This is a genomic window from Acidithiobacillus sp. (genome assembly GCF_027322205.1).
Classification (GTDB): Bacteria; Pseudomonadota; Gammaproteobacteria; order Acidithiobacillales; family Acidithiobacillaceae; genus Acidithiobacillus.
Genome location: NZ_DAHVHY010000042.1, coordinates 1 through 18,822 on the forward strand (window position 1 = coordinate 1; position 18,822 = coordinate 18,822).

An 18,822-nucleotide genomic window follows, 5' to 3' on the forward strand; every position below is an offset into this window, starting at 1 on the left:
GGCGACCGCCGGCCTGCGTACCCTTGCCTTGGCCAGCGCGGTGGATGGGCAGTGGGAGGCTCTGGACGATGGTGGCTGGACCTGGCTGGGCGTTGTCGCGCTGCTGGATCCCCCCCGTGCCGCCGTACCGGCCGCCATTGCTGCCTGCCGCAGTGCGGGTATCCGGGTGATTATGGTTACCGGCGATCATCCGCAGACGGCGGCTACTATCGCCCGTCAGGTCGGCATTCTGGAGGATGGTCCGGCGGCGGTGGTCGATCATGCCCAGTGGGCCAGCGCGGATGCCGAGGAACGGCAAGCTCTGGCCCGCGACGCGGTGGTCTTCGCCAGAGTGCAGCCCGCCGATAAGCTGGAACTGGTGCAGACCCTGCAGGCCAGCGGCGAGGTGGTCGCCATGACCGGTGATGGCGTCAACGATGCACCCGCCTTGCGCCGGGCGCAGATTGGTGTGGCCATGGGGCAATCGGGGAGCGACGTGGCCCGTGAGGCTGCGGCCATGGTGCTGAGTGACGACGACTTTGCCCATATCGCCACCGCCGTGGCGGAGGGGCGCCACATCTATGACAATATCCGGCGCACGGCGCTGTATATGCTGCCCACCAATTTTGCGCAGGGGCTGGTCATTTTTTTCGCGGTGCTATCGGGCGTGGTCCTGCCCATTACCCCGTTGCAAATTCTGTGGGTAAACACCATTACCGCCAGTACCCTGGCATTGGTTTTTGCATTCATGGGGGCGGATAAAGACGTGATGAGGCGCACACCGCGTCCAACCCGGGAGGCGCTCATACCGGGACCGCTGTGGTGGCGTATTGCCGGGCTGAGTACCTTTCTGGTGGTAACCGTCTTTGTGGTTTTTTTGGGCGACGCAACCCTGCACAGCGACGCCCATGCGCATACTCTGGCAGTGAACACCCTGATGGCCATGGAGGCTGGGATTCTGCTGGCCATGTACGGGCGCTGGCGTGGTGATCGCGGCGATATTGTCTTGACTGTAGCGATATTGGCCGCGCTGATTGCGCAGGGGCTTTTCGCCTGGCTACCCTTTTTTCAGCAGGTCTTTGCGACGGCGGCTATGAATGGCGCAGACTTGGGGATCGTAGCCTTCTGCGCGGTGTTGGCATGGCTGATCGGCGGGTTGCTAGGGCTCCGCAGATAGTCTGAAACGCATCACTACGCCGATGTTCATGCTAGAATAGTCCGTTGTAATCATCACCTATGAAGGAGTTCTGAAAATGAAAAAGGAGACCATTCGCATTGTCCCCAGGCGCTTCAAACCGCGTATGGGCGTGCAACCGACGCGAGTAGAAAGAAACCGCACCCTATACAGCCGCAAGACCAAGCATCGTGGCCACGCTGGTCAGGAGGGAGATTCCCATGCCGTGACAATGTTAACTCGTCATCAGGGCATGGGGGTTTTCGCTGCCGCACGGATTTATTAGTTCCGGTATGGCTACTTCTCTGAAACCGCAGCCCGTTGAAGCGGGGTGGATTGCCCGCTGGTGGCGCGACTCTCTCCTTTTACTGCGTGGTGCTCCCGGTGCTTTCGCCATGCTGTATCTGGTGTTGCTGCTGTTGAACGTAGCCTGGCAACCGCTGATTCTGAGTATCCCCATCGCCTGTGGGGTTATGGCCATTATTTTTGCAGTAGCCATGGCAGTACACCAGGGCAGCACGCAGATCATGGATGTCGGGCGCAGTATCCGCGATGTGCCCTGGTGGCCCCTGTTCCGTCTGGTCCTGGAAATCGCCTTGCTGGTGGCAGCATTGCTGATGTTGATGCTGCTCGTTCGTCATTATCTGGCGGGCATTCTGAGCCACGATCATATTTCCTCTGCCGCTACCCTGCATAATTTGCGCTCGCCGGGGTGGCAAAACCTTCCCGCATGGCTGCGGTCCCTGATCACAAACGGACTGGGTACGGCACAAACGATGTTGGGTAATACCTTTCTGCTGCTTTCCGTGGGAGTCATCGTGGCCGGGATCACCACCCGAGGTTATCTGGCCCTGCTCGCCGGTTTTCAGGCAGTGCTGGTGAACGTGCGGGTCTGGCTGGGTTTTTTGCTGGCCAGTCTGTTATTACAGGGCGGCATCACTTTTTTGTCAGCGCGTTTACACACTTTTGGGGCCGCCTTGCTGGTGTCTATTCTGAGTGTCGCCCTGCTCTTGCTGGTGGGACTGTACGGCTGGTGTTTTGTGCGTGAAGCCTTCGGGTTGCCCGGCGCGCAGATGGCTAAGCGCGTGGCGGTTACCGTGCGCCGGCTTGCGGGGGCGTAGGGATTAGCAGAGGAGAACCTCCTCACTTGCGACGGAAAACCAGGGCGATATACCAAGTGTGCGTCAAATCAACGCGTTGCAAGTTTAACGATTTCCAAGCTAATACTGCGGAGTTTTGTTATACTCCAGACTTGGTATTGCGTCGCGGCCCCCTGTCAGATCGTGCATCGCAGCGTGATGTAGTAAAGTAATGATGCAGCATGGACGAGAATTGCATCGCATGGCGTTAATAGGAAAAGGCTAACCAATGGACTTGAAATCCCTCGGTGCATGCCGAGCCGCTTCGAATACGGCCCTAGGCACCAATACAACCACTTAAGCGCATTCATATTTGATCCTTTGGCTCTCCGTCCCTGTTCCGGAGACAGATTTCATTCAAGGACTCTATATCATGTCAACTCAACAAGTTATACCTCCCGCATGTACAAGCCCTGCCCAGAACGTCATCGACGTGCGTGGCATGTCCTATACAGCAGCCCAACCTCTGGTCTACGCCGCCATGACCCGACTGGCGATCGGTCAGCATGTGCAGGTATTAGCGGACACCGACCCCGGTGCCATGATGCGGGCGGTGGCCTTTCAGTTGCGCAATGCCATCTCCTGGCACTTTGAGACCGATGGCAAACTCTGGCAGATAGATGTGCAGCCTCGTGCCGAAGCAGAAGCCAAGGACGTGGTGGATCTGCTGACCTGGGACCACTACCGTCTGGATCGCCAGTTTGCGGACGTGTTAGCCGCTGCCAACGAAAATCGAATCGTGGATGCCGAAACCATCTTCAACGACTACTGGATTGGTCTCCGCCGCCATGTCCACTTGGAGAACAATGTCCTTGGCCAGACCTTGGGTGGTGGCGAGGAAAAAGGTCCTCTTGCTGATATGCTCTTTGAGCATGATAGCATCATCACTCAATCTCGCTTGGTGGCAGAAACGCTGCTGGAGAAAGACTACGGCATGTTGCCCGCCATCTGCGCGGTACTTTCCGGCTCACTCGCCAAGCACGAAAACCGCGAAGAAACCACCCTCTTCCCCATTTGGCAAACTACCGACAACAGCGACCGTGGCCGCGCTGCCGAGTTTCTGGTTCGCGCCAAAGAGTTGCTGGCAGGTGCAGAGGACCAGCAAGTCGACAAGATGTTCCCTTAAAGCAAATAGATAAGGGCTGACCTGACTGGTTGGTTGGAGATCTCGGGCTCCAAAAACGTAAAATCTCGGGCCAAACTAACACAGACACCGCGCAGGGTTTATCCCTGATAGACACCCATACGACGCTGCCCACGTACCAGTAACCAGCGACCGACCAGAATCAGGATTAACACACCCGCGGTAATCAGGAAAGCCGCCGCAAACGCGAGCATATGGGATTCAGCAAAAGGTTCGTTGATAAAGGTCCAGACAACATAAGTCAGATAGCCAATGGGTTCCTTGGTAAACCGGCCATTCCACATGTAATTAGACCAACCTGCTGTATATAACAGAGGGGCAGTCTCTCCCATGGACAGGGCAACTGCGTAGAAAAGTCCTGTCATAATCGCCGGTGCTGCGCCAGGCAACAAAATATGCAGTACGACGCGCCCCTCCCCTGCACCCAGCCCATAACCGGCTTCGCGCACCGCCAGAGGAATATTGGCCATTGCCAGCTCCGTGGAGCGGGCAATGTAGGGCAGCAACATGACTGTTAACGTGATGATGCCCGCCGCCACAGAGAACTGCCAACCCAGATAAATGACCATGGTGATATAGCCGACATAGCCCAGGACGATAGATGGTATGCCAACCAGCACATCCGAAAGAAAGCGCAGCATTTTTCCAGCTCCACCATGGCCATGCTCACTCAGGTATATCCCTGCAGCAATGCCGATCGGCGCCGCCAGAAGCAACGCCCCGACAGACATGACCATGGTTCCTTCGATAGCATTTTTGAGACCACCGCCAATACCGTTGGTAATATCTGTCAGCAATTTGGGGGTCAGCGCCGGCCATGCGTGAACGAGCACGTCTCCGATAATGGAAATAAACATCGCTGCGACAAAAAGAAATGAAAAGACTACGAACATCCAGGCGAATGCCGTCATCACGCGCCGTGATAAAGACACTTTGAAGCCTTTCGTGCTTGTTCTGACGCTGACATTGCGCTCGATCGCTTTGATTGCCATCAGCGCACCCTCGCCATCCATAACAACAAACGCGCCGCAATATTTACCGCCACGGTAATGAGTAGCAGCACGAGAGCAATCTCAGAAAGGGCCTCCACGGCCATGTTCGTCGGATCCTGCAGCGCGCTGTCCAGTTGCGAGGCAATAAATGCAGCCATGGTGGAGATCGGCGCATAAATGTTATTGGGCAGATAATTCAGCGCGTTGCCACTGACCATGAGGACAGCCATAGTTTCTCCCAGGGCCCGACCCAAGGCGAGAATACCCACGCCGATCAACACCGTCTTCAGTTTAGGCAGGGTAATATGCCAGAAAACCTCTAGGCGATTTAAGCCCAAGCTCAGGCCCGCCTCTTTCAATTCGGGCTCGGTCATCCGGATGGCTTCGCGCAGGGTGGCAGAAATCAATGGAATGATCATCACCGCCAGCACAAAAGCGGAAGTCAGCAACCCATAGCCACTACCCGGATCACCATTCAGGAAAGGAATAAAAGAAAACGTATTAGCCAGGAAGGGGAAAATTGTCTGGCCAAAAAGTGGTACCAGCAGCGCGTAGCCCCACAACCCATAAACAACGCTGGGAATGGCGGCCAGCAAATCCACGAAAAGAGATAAAGGGCCTGCCCAGGATTTGCGCACGCCTTCACTGAGGAAGTATGCAGCACCAATGGCAACAGGCATCGCCATCACCATGGCCAGCGCCGAACTAACAATAGTGCCGACGACCAGAAACCAAATGCCGTACTTGGCCCCTGGCATGATCTGCGCACCATGTACCGTGACCGGGTTACCGTAAAGATTCCCCAAATTCCAGTCATTGGTCCACAAAAAATGAAATTGATTAAACTGAATAGCAGGCCAGGAATAAATCGCCAAAAATACAATCAGTGCAATTAATGAAAGTGGTAAAAAGCTAGCCGTAGCGATCAACCCTACCCTGAATACAGGAATTTTCATCCCACAAATCTCCCGGCACTTAGAGCATCTGAATAGTCGGCATCAATAATCATAAAATATACAGCGGGGTCCTGCATTGGATATGGAAGAGCCGGGGACCAGCCCCGGCTCCGGCACAACCTTTACTTAATTTCCGCGATCTGCTTGCGGGAAAGCTCCGCAGCGCTATCGGGTAGCGGCACAAAGTTCACTGCGGTGATGAAGTGTGACGCATTACCACCCTTCGGATCAATAGCCCAACTCAGGAATTTACGCATGGCAGTGGCAACTTCAGCATTGGGCTGGGTCTTGCTGACGATCGCATATTCGTAGTTGATAATGGGGTAGGCGTTGGCGCCTGGCGCGTAGACCAGACTGATGCGCTCGTCGGCCGGGGTCTTGTTGACCATTTCACCCGCCGCGGCTTTGGCATTCGCCACCGTCGGCAGCACGAACTTGCCGGCACGGTTTTCCAACATGGCCATCCCCAGATGGGCCTCTTCCACCGGCTTCTTCCAACTGATGCCGATATAGGCGATGCCATAAGGTGTCGTCTTCAGTGCCTGAACCATACCGGGATTACCCACTGCACCAATTCCACCAGGAACTGCCGGCCAGCTCACCGTCGTGCTGTAACCAATATTCTTGCTCCATTCCGGCGTGGTGTCGGACAGATAGGTGGTGAAAATGAAGGTATCGCCGGAACCATCGGTACGATGCACCGGAATAATCTTGTGGTTGGGCAACTTCATGCCGGGATTCAGCTTGGCAATGGCCGCGTCGTCCCAGTTGGTGATCTTGCCGGAGTAGATGCCCGCGAGCACCGGACCGGACAGTTTCAGATGCACATTGTTCAGGCCGGGAATATTGTAGTTGATCATCTGAATGGAGATGGCCAGCGGGATGTTCAGGATGTTGGGATGTTGCTTGATCTGCGCATTGCTCATATAGGCGTCAGAAGCGCCGATCTGTGCCACGCCAGAGATCGCCTCAGCGATGCCGGTGCCACTGCCTGTGCCCTGAGTGGTGATCTGAACGCCGGGGTTCATCTTGGTGTACACAGGAACCCACAGGTTAAAGAGCGGGTACAGCAGAGTGGAACCGGTTTCCAACAACGAGATGGTCGGAGCCGCCGAAACGGGCAGGGCATATAGGGTAGAAAGGCCCAGCGCGGACAGGACTACAGCGCTTTTGACACTACGCGACACTTCTTTCTTCAAGCGATACAGCATATAAGGCCTCCAAAGATGGCAAATACGTTGATTTACGGCTTACCCATTGAACATCCCGCATCCAGACAGCACAAGAACGCTATCGTTCAGCGAAACTCGAAGAGCAATCTAACACAACAATATGACACTTTAATGAAGTATTTATGACACTTTTATGACGATAACAGCGCCAACACCCTAATATTGCTCTCAGCATATGATTGATCAGTGAAGCCCGCCAACAGAACGGGATCCAAGGTACTTAACCGTAACGATTGTTTTTGGTTACCAAGTCAGAATCCGTCCCGCGGCGGCCAGAGACGGTAAAGCAGCGCTCGGGTTCATCATGGGAACGGGCTTGGCCAGGTCATCTTTGGTCATGCCGTTGAGTTCCAGGGATTGCAGACAACCGATGATCTGCACTCCATTGTCTTCAGCCAATTTCATGAAGTCAGCGACACTCTTGCCACCAGCCATGGGAAATATGCTCTCGGCCTTGCCCTTAGCCAGCAATTCCGTGGCTGGACCAGTGAAATACATCACCACTTTTTGCTCCGCTGCGGCAGCCGTAGCAGCGAGAAAAAAGGCGGAAGGCAGACGTTTGGGATTCTCCGGACCGGTGATGAGGATAATAACGAGATCAGCTGCTTCGGACATTTTACACCTCCTGACGAACGGTGAACGGATAACAGAGCGGGCGCGGGCGCGCGTTGCCTGGAACTCCGCGCATTATAGCGCAGGTCACCCCTGATGCCGAATCTGTCCCAGACGTGCCAGGGCCACGGGCTGTGCATACCAGAGTAATTGTCCGCCCGTACCAGAACGATCCAAGGCGATCGCTATGACGCTGGCTTTTTTGACCGGGAGAGATATACCCATCAATTGTGCAGCCCAGATCCCGAGATGCGGTTGATGGCCCACCACAATCAGGGTGCCGGTCTGCGGGGAAAGGTTTTGCCAGTCATGGCGAAGTTGACCGAGATCGCCTGCGGGTATGGCGTCGTGATAGCTTGACACTTCCACCCCCAAAGCCGTCGCAAGATATGCAGCCGTTTCCCTGGTCCGCACCAGAGGGCTACTCCACAATGCGACCTGGTTACGGACGCAAAGCGCTAGCCCATCGGCCATTTCTGCCGCACTCGCATGGCCGTGCGCCGTCAACTGACGTTCAAAGTCAGATCCACCATTACCTGCATCTTCCGCCTCAGCGTGGCGGACGAGCAATAGGTCCACGACGAACCACCTCCTGACCAAACCAGAAACGCGTAATGGCGGCGGGTAAAAAACGGGCAAGGATGGTGACCACAGCGATGCCGATGAGTGCCGTCATCCATTCGTCCACACGCACCTTCGTGTCAGACCCGGAGCCAATAAAGATTTCCAGCCCTGAGAGCAGCGCACCGAGGAAGATGGTGACCGGCCGCCAGCCGTAAGGCGTCAGGGCCGGGAAGAAGCGGGCAATGGCACCCAGCGTTATGGCGGCCCAGAGAGCGTACTCGCCGGCACGCACCCAGACCATCTGCGGATTAACGGGTAGATAACGATTACTTACCAAAATCGCCATATAAATGCACGCAGCCATGATCGCCCAGCGCCACCAGCCCGGGATACGCTCCGTCATTCAGTGTTTCCCTTTTTTCGGTTGTGGATCATAGGGATTCTCTCCCTGACGGAAGACCAGACGCAAGGGCGCAGCTTCCAAATGGAGCGTCCGCCGAAAGGCACTCTCCAAATAACGCTTGTAGGTACCGGGCAAACGCGCCACCTGGTTACCGTGAAACACCAGGGTGATGGGGTTTTCTCCCCCCTGATGACAATAACGCAGTTTGATACGTCGCCCGCCCACCATGGGTGGCTGATGCGTCTCGATCACATCGGCCAGCGCGCGATTCAGCTCGCCTGTGGAAAAATGACGACGAGAATCAATCCATAGCTGATCAATGCTCTTATAGAGATCACCCACACCCGTGCCATGCAGGGCGGAAATGGTGTAGATCGGCGCGTATTTAATAAAGTCCAGCCGCCTTTCCAGTTCTTGCTTTACCGCCTTGCGCTGTTCGGGATTCATCCCGTCCCATTTATTGACCACCACCACAATGGGACGCCCCAGCTCGACCGCCACGCCTACCAGGTGGGCATCCTGCTCGGCGATACCCAGACGCGCATCGAGCACCAGCAGAACCACATCCGCTTCACGCAAAGCGCTCAGGGTCTTTAATACGCTGAGTTTTTCGAGCCCCTCGCCCACCCTGGCGCGGCGCCGCATACCCGCGGTATCAATCATGACGTAGGGTTTGCCCTGGCGCTCGTAAGGAATGCGAATACTATCCCGGGTGGTTCCAGGCTCGTCAAAAACGAGGACACGCTTTTCACCCAGCATCGCGTTGACCAGTGTCGATTTACCCACATTGGGCCGACCGAGCATGGCAATACGCGGCCCCTTCCCCACAGCCTCGGCGGCCTCGTCCTCAGGGGTAGGCAAATCCGAAAAAATCGCCTCCAGCAGCGGTTCAACGCCGTGCCCATGGGCTGCAGAGATGGTGTAGGGCATGCCCAGACCAAGACGATGAAATTCAGGCAGCTCGCTCACAGCACCTTTCGCATCCATCTTATTAACGACCAGATAGATGGGCTTACCACCGCGGCGCAGCTCCTCGGCGATTTCTGCATCCTGGGCAGAAAACCCTTCTTTGGCATCCACCAGAAAGCAAATGGCATCGGCCTCAGTGATAGCGAGGCGAGTCTGCACAGCCATAGCCGCTACCAGGCCCTCCCGTTCTTCCGGCTCAAAACCGCCGGTATCCACCACCAGATACTGGCGCCCTTCAAACTGCGCCGTACCATAATGACGATCACGGGTGAGCCCCGGGAAATCCGCCACCAACGCCTCACGGGTGCGCGTCAGACGATTAAAAAAGGTGGATTTACCCACATTGGGGCGCCCTACCAGGGCGATAACTGCAATCATGAATGGAACCTTAGCGTTTTGCCAGCTTGATCCGATACAAGGTACCCGCATCACTGAGGGCAAGAATCTGGCCATTTCCCAGACAGGCAGGCGTACTCTGAATGCCACTGTCGGACAGCCGCGTCTGACCGATCCGGTGCCCCGTCTGCGGATCAATGACATAGAGATATCCCGCATTATCCGTCGCCAGCAAGTCACCGCCACACAGACCAAAACCGGTCATGTAGTGCCCGCTCAAGCGGTCATTGCGCCACAGCACATTGCCAGAGCTGGGGTCTACAGAGGATATCCGCCCATCGGCATCTACGACAAAGAGATGGCCAGCGTCCAGTACGGGTGTCTGATAGACGGACATCGGCACACTCCAGTTCTGGGTGCCACTTGGTAACCCGTAAGCCGCCAGATTTCCCTGGTAGGCTGCAGTAATCACCTGATCCTTATCAATTATCGGGCTCGCGGCCACATCCACCATGCGCGCCAATTCATTGCTGCCATGGGGTAAGGCAACCTGGACCCGCCAGAGTTCTGCACCGGACGACAAGCTGAGCGCCACCACCGTACCATCGGCGAAACCCGCATATACCACCCCGTCATGCACCGTAGGCGTCGCCACCGCACGCAGGATGAGGGACGGCTCATTCATGGAGAACGTCCATTGCACCTTGCCATCTTTAGGGTCAAGTGCCCAAAGATGACCATCTACCGTCTGCACCAGCAGATGTCCATCGGCAGCAACTACCGGTGTGAGCACCTCAGAACTCAGTTGTACAGCCCAGAGCTTGTGTCCGTCTTTAGCAGTAAACGCATAGACTTTTCCCGCATCGGTACCAGCATAAACCATGCCATCTGCCAGCGTGGGGCCACGCGCTGTTCTGCCATCCAGGCTGCGCATCCACATCTGGTGGCCGCTATCCGTCATGCTGACCAGATGGCCAGAAGCATCGGCGACTACAACCTGCTCTTTGTCATGCGCAATCAGCGTTCCCTGATATGGATTAACTTGCCAAACGCCGTACAGACGGGACTGCCATTCCGTAGAGAAGGATACCTTATCCTGCCCCTTAGCGAGGGGTGGGGGTGCCTTTGGGGTTGGGGTGGAATGGAACCAGGACATGATGCCACAGCCGTTCAGCAGGATCGCCAAGGAACCCAACACCATCAGACGCCAGGAGGACGAGAGGGAAATTCGCAAGGTCATGGCGCCACTCCGATATTAGCCATCTTCATCTGCAGGTAGCTGCGGTAAGGATCAGCGGCTGGAAGCGCGGCAATAGCCGACTGATAAGCCTGCATAGCTTTACCGTCCTGATGGAGTGCCACATAGGCGTCCCCCTGGATTTCATCCTGCAGGGTAGCGAAGGCCACATCCGGCGCTTTCAGTAAATCCAGTGCCTTTTGTGCCTGCTTCTGCTCCAGATAAAGCCGGGCCAAATTGAGTTTCGCCATACTCTTCAGGCCCCTTGGGGCACTTCCGGATTGGATGACGGTATTCAGCTCTGTTTCCGCCGCCGGGATCTGGTCGCTTTCACTATCCATACGCGCCAGAAAAAGGCGGGCGAAAGTGGCGTAGGGCGTGTGCCCATATTGATGCACCAGGGTATCCGCACTGGCGCGTGCTGTACTGGTCTGCCCGGCGACGAGGGTATCTACCAGTTCATTGTAAAGGATGGCAGCACGCTGCACTTGATGGTGCTGATATTTTTCGTAGCCAAAAAACCCCGTTGCCGCAAGCAGTATAACAATAGTGCCCGCGATGAGGGAGATGCGATGGCGATAAAGGAGTTCGGAGAGTTCTGGACCGGTCACGATAAGGCTCTGACTGTAGCAAAATTGCGCACAGTATGGGGTGCAGGCTGCGGGAAATCAACGCCAAGGCAGTGCAGACCCTCGTGCAAGGCATCAAGATTACCCTGCCAGCGGCCCTCCCCTGCCTGTTCCTTAAGGATCAGCGCCTCGCCAGCGAGTTGTCCCGCGCCGATAATGGCCTGGAATCTGGCGTGGGAACGTTCTGCCTGCTTCATGATGTTCTTGAAAGTAGCGGGGCCACCAGCCACGACGGAAATGCCCCGGTCACGCAACTTCTCGGCAATTTGCCAGGTGCGAGCCACCCCAGCATTCTCCAAAGCGCCGAGGAAAAGCAGGGGGATCGGCGCTTCCACCGCCCTCCCCTGCAGCGCCTGTAAAGCGAGCAATCTTTCGAGCCCCACTGCAAACCCGATCGCCGGCGTCTCAGCACCACCCAACTGCGCGACCAAACCGTCATAACGACCACCGGCCAGTACCGTGCCTTGCGCGCCGAGCGCATCCGTCACCCATTCGAAGACCGTGCGGCTATAGTAATCCAGACCGCGTACGAGGCGATGGTTGACCTGGTAAGGGATATCAAGCGCTGTCAGCAGCGACTGCAACAGGGCGAAATGCGCTGCAGAGTCTTCGTCCAAATGGTCCGCCAGATGCGGGGCCATGTGTGCGATGTCCTGACAGGTGGGTACTTTGCAGTCAAGCACACGGAGCGGGTTGCGCTCCATACGCTCCTGACAGTCGGCGCAGAGCTCCGCCCGGCGCGGGCGCAGATAATCCAAGAGCATGCTTCTGTAGTGAGCACGCGCCGCCGGGCTTCCCAGAGAGTTGATCTGCAACGCAGCGGTAACGCCCGCCGTCCGCAAAATTCGCGCCGATAGGGCAATCACCTCGGCATCGGTGCTCGCCGCAGGCAGCCCGAAGACCTCCACACCCAGTTGGTGAAATTGCCGGTAACGTCCTTTCTGCGGGCGTTCATGACGAAACATCGGCCCCATATAATAATAACGCGGGGTGTGGCCGCGCATGCTTTGCGCCTGAATAGCGGCACGCACACATCCCGCCGTCCCCTCCGGCCGAAGGGTGAGGCTATCCCCATTGCGATCCGCAAAGGTGTACATCTCTTTCTGGACGATATCAGTCACATCGCCAATAGCGTGGGCAAACAGTTCCGTCGATTCAAGAAGGGGCAAACGCAACTCACCATAGCCGTAGAGCGCCAGTAACGTCCGCAGGTCACTTTCCAGTGCCTGCCAACCCGCGCTCGCTTCCGGAAAAATATCGTTCATACCACGTACGGCCTGCAACGCTTTACCAGCCATGCATATTCCCGGTGTGCAGCGCTGGAAGAGGCTCAGGCGTCATGCCGCGCCGCCTGCCGCTCGGTGATTTCCGCCCGAATCCGCTTTTCCAGTACATCGACAATATCGATATTCTCCACTCGCTCGACCTGCTTGCCGCGATAGTAGAGAATGCTGCGTTTATCCCCACCCGCCAAGCCGATATCCGCTTCCTTCGCTTCGCCAATACCATTCACCACGCAGCCGATCACCGAAATATCCATGGGTTCGAGGATATCTTCCAGACGCGCCTCCAAGGCATTGATAGTGGTAATGACATCAAACTCCTGGCGGGAACAGGACGGACAGGCGATCAGATTGATGCCTTTCTGACGCAAGTGCAGACTCTTCAGGATATCGAAGCCGACGCGAATTTCCTCGACAGGATCCGCTGCGAGGGAAATCCGGATCGTATCGCCAATGCCATCGCGCAGGAGCAGACCAAGCCCGATGGCGGATTTGACGGTGCCCGAGCGTAGACCGCCAGCTTCGGTGATACCCAGGTGCAGTGGGTAATCCACCTTTTCCGAGAGCAACCGGTAAGCGCTCACGGCAAGATAAATATCGGAGGCCTTGACACTGATTTTCACATCATGAAAATTCAATTCGTCGAGAATACTCACATGGCGCAAGGCAGACTCCACCAAGGCCTCCGCCGTCGGCTCTCCGTATTTTTCCTGGATATCTTTTTCCAAGGATCCGGCATTAACCCCGATACGGATGGGGATACCCTTGTCCTTGGCCATTTCCACCACCAGCCGTGTTTTATCGAGGGAACCAATGTTTCCGGGGTTGATGCGCAGGCCATCGACACCATCCGCCATCACCTGCAAAGCAATGCGGTGGTCGAAGTGGATGTCGGCAACCAGGGGGGTTTCCACCTGCGCACGGATCGCTTTGAAGGCTTCGGCGGCGTCCATGCTGGGTATGGACACCCGGACAATATCGGCACCGACTGCTTCCAGGCGCCGAATCTGCGCGACCGTGGCAAGCACATCCCGAGTCTCCGTATTGGTCATGCTTTGTACGCTGATCGGCGCATCGCCGCCAATGGCCACCTTACCGACGTGAATTTGCCGGGTCTTACGACGCTTGATAGGAGATTCATGGTGCATGGGAAACCTCGCTGGAAACGGCTGCGGTGCTGGATACCGCAACAGGGGATGAAAACACACTGGCTACCGGTAGTGCGGAGGACGGCGCCTGACTGTGGGTGGCGGCCATAACACGAACGCCACTGACATGGGTGCCCGTGACCGATGCGGTACCAACCTGCAATCTGGCCACACCTAGAGCGTTGGCTGGCAGTGGTACTGGCTTACCGTTATAATTGATGGCGACAGCCTTGGTCTTTCCTACCAGGATGTGATACGGCGGAGTGCCGGAATCGACGCGTAAAATATCGCCGCGACGTCCCAGGACAGCGAGTAGGGTTTTGCCGGAAGCGTCTTTGACCTGCACCCAACAGTCCGCGCTGAACTGAAATGCCAGCCCGTGATCAGCCGCTGTAGCCGCAAATTGGGTTACTGCAACCGGTGCAGCGGATTGACCGGCCGCCACCGCCGCGGCCTGAGTCACGGTGCTCCGCGCCAAAACGACCGGTGACACGCCGGGCGCGACAGTGACCACCGGCGCAGAAACTGGCGGATGCTGAACCGCCGCCGGCGAAGCCGCCATGGCAGACAAGTGCTGTGCCTGCTGCTGACTCCAGAACCACCAGGCCACCACAATAACAGCGATCACAATCAATACGGAGAAAATCAGCGTGCGTCGACTGTAATCCAGCAGCGGGCCTTCAGCAGCGGGCAGCACGTTTCCTGACGGGTGCAGTCCTGACCCCTCATTGGAGGCATCGTACGTCTTCAGAAGAGGTTCCGGATTCAAGTCCAGCAACCGCGCATAATTCTTCAGAAAACCGCGCGCGAAAGCCGCGCCGGGCAACGCGGCATAATCACCGTCCTCCAAACCCTTCACCTGTACCTCGGTGATATGCAATCGCCCGGCAACTTCGTGAAGGCTCCAGCCACGAGCTTCCCGCGCTGTCCGCAAATCCTGAGAAATCTCGCTTTCTGTTACCGGATCCATGGCTCTGCCACCTCAACCATCTTGCAACAACAACTGCTGCGCCTGCTTGCCCGCCGCAGAATAAGGCGAAGCAGTCACGCAACGCCGCCAGAGAGACTGCGCCTGTGTTGTTCGCCCCTGTTGAGCGGCGATCTGCCCCGCCAGCAAGAGTGCATCGGCGTTATCGGGTTCCTGCGCCAAGACCACCTGCAACTGAGCGAAGGCAGCATCTGCTTTACCGTCCTTAAAATCCAACTCGGCAAGCATTTGCAGGGCGGGCGGATAGTTGGGCACCAGATAGAGTGCCCGGTTCAGAGCATTGCGCGCTGCCGACAGTTCCTTGAGCCCCACGTAGGCTTGCGCAAGGTTGGTCCAGGCGAACTGCGGTGTACTATACAAAGGATCGGCTGTCGCCCGCTTTAATTCGACAACTGCTTCTGCATAGCTACCGGAGTTGACGAGAAAAGCGCCATAGTTATTGAGATACTCGGGATTTTTTGCATCCATGGAGAGTGCCCGGCGAAAGGCATTGCCTGCCAATTCATTCTGCTGCAACTGCTCATACGCCAGACCCATGACATTATATGCGTCAGCGTAATTGTGGTTATCGGCGATCGCCAACTGCAATTCACGAATCGCCTGCCGGGGATGACCATCCTGCAAATAAGCGCTACCGAGAGAGGTATAGATGCCTGCCTTAGCCTTACCGGTGTTGGCAGGTGCTGGCCTAAAGCCTGAAGAGGAGGCGCTGGTCTTGTGTTCATGAGCGATAAACGCGGCCATTTGCTGGTCAGGCGTGAGCGCTGGCTCTTTGCCACCAAAGAGCCCACACCCACTCAGTAGAAGCACGCCGATGCCCAAGCCCAAAAGTTTTTTCATAAACGCACCGCCAGAGGAATACTACGTCGGCCATCACGTACCTGCCCGGCTAACTGACCGCAGGCGGCAGCAATATCATCACCACGCGGCCGACGCGTAACCGTCATCACATCACCGCGCAGGATAATATCGCGGAAAGCATCGATGCGCACCTGTGGTGACCTTTTATAATCTGAATTGGGAAAGGGATTGAAGGGGATTAAATTTACCATGGCAGGGATATCTCGCAGCAAGCGGAGAAGTTCCCGGGCATGGGTATCGGCATCGTTGACACCATCCAGCATCACATATTCAAAGGTGATGCGGCGTCGGGGCGGCAGGGGGTAACGGCGGCAGGCAGCGAGCAATTCCGCCAGCGGGTAGTGGCGGTTTACCGGTACAAGAATATCGCGGATATCATCGCGGCTGGCATGCAAGCTGATGGCAAGATTAACCGGACTTTCGCTCCCCAGTCGATCCATGCCGGGCACCACACCTGCCGTGCTGACAGTAATGCGCCGCGCGCCAAAGCCGTAGGCATAATCATCGCGCAACAAATCCAGCGCCGGCAATACTTGGCGCAAATTGAGCAGCGGTTCGCCCATACCCATGAAGACGATGTTGGTGATCGCGTCCAAGCCCAAAAAACGGCGCGCCACCCGCACCTGAGAGATGATTTCATGGGTTTCGAGGTTGCGACTAAGCCCCTGCGCGCCGGTAGCACAGAAACTGCAGGCCAGAGAACAGCCTACCTGCGAGGAGACGCACAGCGTGCCGCGATCCTCTTCAGGAATAAAAACCGTTTCTATAGCATTCCCGTCAGCCAACCCGAACAGCCATTTACGTGTGCGATCTGCCGCCAGTTGGTCAGCGATAATTTCCGGCTCGTCGATGCGGGTTTGGGCGGCAAGGCGCATACGCAGGGCTTTACTGATGTTGGTCATGGCCGAGAAGTCCGTCACCTGACGGGTATGCAGCCACTGAAGAATCTGGTTGGCACGAAAGGGTGACTCTCCCCAGGCACGCAACAACTCAACGAGGGACTGGCGATCCAGTCCCAGCAGGTGTGGCCGTTCGGCCTTGGTAACTACAGAAGAATCGCCTATCATTCAGCGCGAAAAAATCTCCCGTTGACCAAAAAAGTAGCTGATTTCCCATACTGCGGTCTCAGCACTGTCGGAACCATGTACGGCATTGGCATCAATGCTGTCGGCAAAGTCTGCACGAATCGTCCCTGCAGCGGCATCTTTGGGGTTGGTAGCGCCCATCAGATCACGATTTTTGGCGATGGCCCCCTCGCCTTCCAGCACCGTAACCACTACCGGACCACTGCTCATGAAGTCGCACAACTCCCCATAAAAAGGCCGGGCCTGGTGCACCGCATAAAACCCACCCGCGTCATCGCGACTGAGGTGCAACATCTTGGCAGCTGCGACGCGCAGCCCCGCCTTCTCGAAGCGACCAAGAATGGCACCGATGGCATTTTTCTGAACGGCGTCGGGTTTGATGATGGAAAGAGTGCGCTCAACAGCCATAAGATCCTCAATGGGGGTAAAAGTCAGGGTGGCCATAGGCTAGCATTCTGCGTATTCGCTGGCAATCCGGCGGCCCGCTATTGGCACGCAGAGCACCCAATCTTCGATACGGCGATAACCGACCCTAATGGGCGTCTTTCTGCTGAAAATTGGCGAAGGATTGCAACAACAGCATCGCCGCATTGTCGCTAGATGGATCGAGATAATAATGCGCTGATTCCCTCTTAAACCAGGTATCCTGGCGCTTGGCCAGTTGGCGGGTCACCGCCAGCGCCGCCTGGTAAGCCTCCTCGGCGCTGCAGATCCCGTCATACCAGGCGAAGTATTGGCGGTAACCCACGGCGCGCATGGCGGGTAACTCCGGCGCGTAGTGCCGCGCGCGCAGGTCGGCAATCTCGTCCAAAAATCCCTCGTTCAGCATGACGTCAAAGCGCTGCGTGATACGCTGATGTAACCAGCTTCTTGGCGGACGCAGGATGATTTTGCAGAGCGGGCCGGGGAATGCACCCTGCCAGTGGCGCGACCCGCTGAGCGCTTGCCCCGAAGCGAGGATGATCTCCAGGGCGCGTTGAATGCGCTGCTGATCATGGGGGGCGATACCCGCAGCGGTTTCCGGATCCAGGGTCGCGAGGCGCTGGTGTAGCGCGGGCCACCCCGCCGTCTCTGCTGCCGTCATCAGACTCTGGCGCAAGGCGGGATCGGCGGGGGGTAACGCATCAATACCGCGCTCCAGCGCGCGAAAATACAGGCCCGTGCCGCCGACCAGCAGCGGGATGCGACCACGTTCCCGCGCCAGCGCAATGCAGCGCAGGGCATCTTCCCGAAACAGGCCCGCTGAATAAGGCGCGTCGGGCTCCCGGATATCGACCAGCGCGTGGGGATATTGCTGGCGCAGGGCGAGGCTGGGTTTGGCACTGCCGATATCGAAATGACGATATACCAGCAACGAATCGACGCTGATAATATTCACGGGCAGCGCATCCGCGAGACTCAGGGCCAGTTCGGTCTTACCGCTGGCCGTCGGACCCATCAGAAAAATGGCGGGAATCATCGCCCGCGCAGAAAGAGACGATCCAGATCGGTCAGAGAAAATTGCACGACCGTGGGTCGGCCGTGATTGCACTGCCCGAAACGCGGGGTGGCCTCCAATTGGCGCAACAGGCTGTTCATCTCTTCGAGGTTGAGGCGGCGGCTCGTCTTAATGGCGGCACGGCAGGCTATGTCGGCGAGGACAGCGTCGCCGTCTCCCTCGGCCCAGGCGGGCTCTTCCGCGAGAATATCGGCGACAATCTGCCCATAGGTGGCGGCGGCGACGGCTTTAGGGGCTGCATGAATGGCCAGTGTGCCGGGACCGGCAACACTGATTTCCAGCCCAGCGGCTTGCATATCGGCCTGTCGTTCGTCGAAACGCGCCATTTGTGCAGCCGTTAGATGCACATATTCCGGAATAATAAATGCCTGTTTATCATTTTCTTGCGACGTATTCTTCATCTTCTCGTAGAGAATGCGCTCGTGGGCAGCGTGTTGGTCGATGAGGATCATGCCCTCACTATTCTGGGCGAGGATGAAACGTGCGTGGATTTGCCCTACGGCCTGCCCGAGGGGGTAGTTCGGGGCCAGCTCCTGAGCAGGCGCCGCTGGCAGACCAGGAGCCGGCACAGAAGTCATCGTCGGCGCCACCAG

General features: G+C 56.9%; 21 protein-coding genes. 4 read left to right on the forward strand and 17 right to left on the reverse strand.

The window, feature by feature from the left end:
- The 4 genes from M7F93_RS07665 to M7F93_RS07680 all read left to right on the forward strand — a co-directional run.
- Window positions 1–1,156, forward strand: a 1,156-nt coding sequence (locus tag M7F93_RS07665; RefSeq protein ID WP_298171498.1) for an HAD-IC family P-type ATPase, incomplete at its 5' end; no start/stop codon positions are given.
- Between the two features lie 76 nt (window positions 1,157–1,232).
- A complete protein-coding gene (locus M7F93_RS07670; RefSeq protein ID WP_298171499.1) occupies window positions 1,233–1,439 on the forward strand; it encodes a hypothetical protein in 207 nt (68 codons plus the stop codon).
- Between the two features lie 7 nt (window positions 1,440–1,446).
- On the forward strand, window positions 1,447–2,274 hold the full coding sequence (locus tag M7F93_RS07675; RefSeq protein WP_298171500.1) for a hypothetical protein: 828 nt from the start codon (window positions 1,447–1,449) through the stop codon (window positions 2,272–2,274).
- Window positions 2,275–2,734: 460 nt separating this feature from the next.
- Entirely contained in the window at window positions 2,735–3,418 is a 684-nt protein-coding gene (locus M7F93_RS07680) for a hemerythrin domain-containing protein (protein ID WP_298171501.1), read from the forward strand.
- Between the two features lie 98 nt (window positions 3,419–3,516).
- Here the strand turns inward: M7F93_RS07680 and pstA are convergent, their stop codons facing one another.
- From pstA to M7F93_RS07765, 17 genes are all read right to left on the reverse strand, one after another.
- On the reverse strand, window positions 3,517–4,428 hold the full coding sequence (gene pstA / locus M7F93_RS07685; protein WP_298171503.1) for a phosphate ABC transporter permease PstA: 912 nt from the start codon (window positions 4,426–4,428) through the stop codon (window positions 3,517–3,519).
- Window positions 4,428–5,384, reverse strand: coding sequence for a phosphate ABC transporter permease subunit PstC (pstC, locus tag M7F93_RS07690; protein WP_298171504.1), 957 nt, complete (start codon window positions 5,382–5,384; stop codon window positions 4,428–4,430). Before pstC ends, pstA begins: the two co-directional genes overlap by 1 nt.
- 122 nt (window positions 5,385–5,506) lie before the next feature.
- The gene (gene pstS / locus M7F93_RS07695; protein WP_298171505.1) at window positions 5,507–6,595 is read right to left on the reverse strand and encodes a phosphate ABC transporter substrate-binding protein PstS; all 1,089 of its coding nucleotides are present in this window, start codon (window positions 6,593–6,595) and stop codon (window positions 5,507–5,509) included.
- Between the two features lie 264 nt (window positions 6,596–6,859).
- A complete protein-coding gene (locus M7F93_RS07700) occupies window positions 6,860–7,231 on the reverse strand; it encodes a DsrE family protein (protein WP_298171506.1) in 372 nt (123 codons plus the stop codon).
- A gap of 84 nt (window positions 7,232–7,315) precedes the next feature.
- The gene (locus tag M7F93_RS07705) at window positions 7,316–7,807 is read right to left on the reverse strand and encodes a SixA phosphatase family protein (protein ID WP_298171508.1); all 492 of its coding nucleotides are present in this window, start codon (window positions 7,805–7,807) and stop codon (window positions 7,316–7,318) included.
- The gene (locus tag M7F93_RS07710) at window positions 7,779–8,195 is read right to left on the reverse strand and encodes a M56 family metallopeptidase (RefSeq protein ID WP_298171509.1); all 417 of its coding nucleotides are present in this window, start codon (window positions 8,193–8,195) and stop codon (window positions 7,779–7,781) included. The genes M7F93_RS07705 and M7F93_RS07710 overlap by 29 nt, the downstream gene beginning before the upstream one ends.
- A complete protein-coding gene (gene der / locus M7F93_RS07715; RefSeq protein WP_298171511.1) occupies window positions 8,196–9,542 on the reverse strand; it encodes a ribosome biogenesis GTPase Der in 1,347 nt (448 codons plus the stop codon).
- A gap of 10 nt (window positions 9,543–9,552) precedes the next feature.
- Window positions 9,553–10,740: an outer membrane protein assembly factor BamB gene (gene bamB, locus M7F93_RS07720; protein ID WP_298171512.1), complete on the reverse strand. Its 1,188-nt coding sequence runs from the start codon at window positions 10,738–10,740 to the stop codon at window positions 9,553–9,555.
- Entirely contained in the window at window positions 10,737–11,348 is a 612-nt protein-coding gene (locus tag M7F93_RS07725) for a YfgM family protein (RefSeq protein WP_298171515.1), read from the reverse strand. The genes bamB and M7F93_RS07725 overlap by 4 nt, the downstream gene beginning before the upstream one ends.
- Window positions 11,345–12,664: a histidine--tRNA ligase gene (gene hisS, locus M7F93_RS07730; protein ID WP_298171518.1), complete on the reverse strand. Its 1,320-nt coding sequence runs from the start codon at window positions 12,662–12,664 to the stop codon at window positions 11,345–11,347. Before hisS ends, M7F93_RS07725 begins: the two co-directional genes overlap by 4 nt.
- A 32-nt stretch (window positions 12,665–12,696) precedes the next feature.
- Window positions 12,697–13,797 carry a flavodoxin-dependent (E)-4-hydroxy-3-methylbut-2-enyl-diphosphate synthase gene (ispG, locus tag M7F93_RS07735; protein WP_298171521.1) on the reverse strand — a complete coding sequence of 367 codons (1,101 nt, stop codon included), beginning with the start codon at window positions 13,795–13,797 and terminating at the stop codon, window positions 12,697–12,699.
- Complete coding sequence (locus tag M7F93_RS07740; RefSeq protein ID WP_298171524.1) at window positions 13,787–14,767, reverse strand: helix-turn-helix domain-containing protein; 981 nt, start codon at window positions 14,765–14,767, stop codon at window positions 13,787–13,789. Before M7F93_RS07740 ends, ispG begins: the two co-directional genes overlap by 11 nt.
- Window positions 14,768–14,779: 12 nt before the next feature.
- Window positions 14,780–15,625 carry a type IV pilus biogenesis/stability protein PilW gene (pilW, locus tag M7F93_RS07745; RefSeq protein ID WP_298171527.1) on the reverse strand — a complete coding sequence of 282 codons (846 nt, stop codon included), beginning with the start codon at window positions 15,623–15,625 and terminating at the stop codon, window positions 14,780–14,782.
- Entirely contained in the window at window positions 15,622–16,713 is a 1,092-nt protein-coding gene (rlmN, locus tag M7F93_RS07750; protein WP_298171529.1) for a dual-specificity RNA methyltransferase RlmN, read from the reverse strand. The genes pilW and rlmN overlap by 4 nt, the downstream gene beginning before the upstream one ends.
- Window positions 16,714–17,139: a nucleoside-diphosphate kinase gene (ndk, locus tag M7F93_RS07755; protein ID WP_298171534.1), complete on the reverse strand. Its 426-nt coding sequence runs from the start codon at window positions 17,137–17,139 to the stop codon at window positions 16,714–16,716.
- 124 nt (window positions 17,140–17,263) lie between these two features.
- A complete protein-coding gene (miaA, locus tag M7F93_RS07760; RefSeq protein WP_298171532.1) occupies window positions 17,264–18,190 on the reverse strand; it encodes a tRNA (adenosine(37)-N6)-dimethylallyltransferase MiaA in 927 nt (308 codons plus the stop codon).
- A partial coding sequence (locus M7F93_RS07765) for a DNA mismatch repair MutL family protein (protein ID WP_463670965.1) occupies window positions 18,187–18,822 on the reverse strand: 636 nt, incomplete at its 5' end. The genes M7F93_RS07765 and miaA, both read right to left, overlap by 4 nt.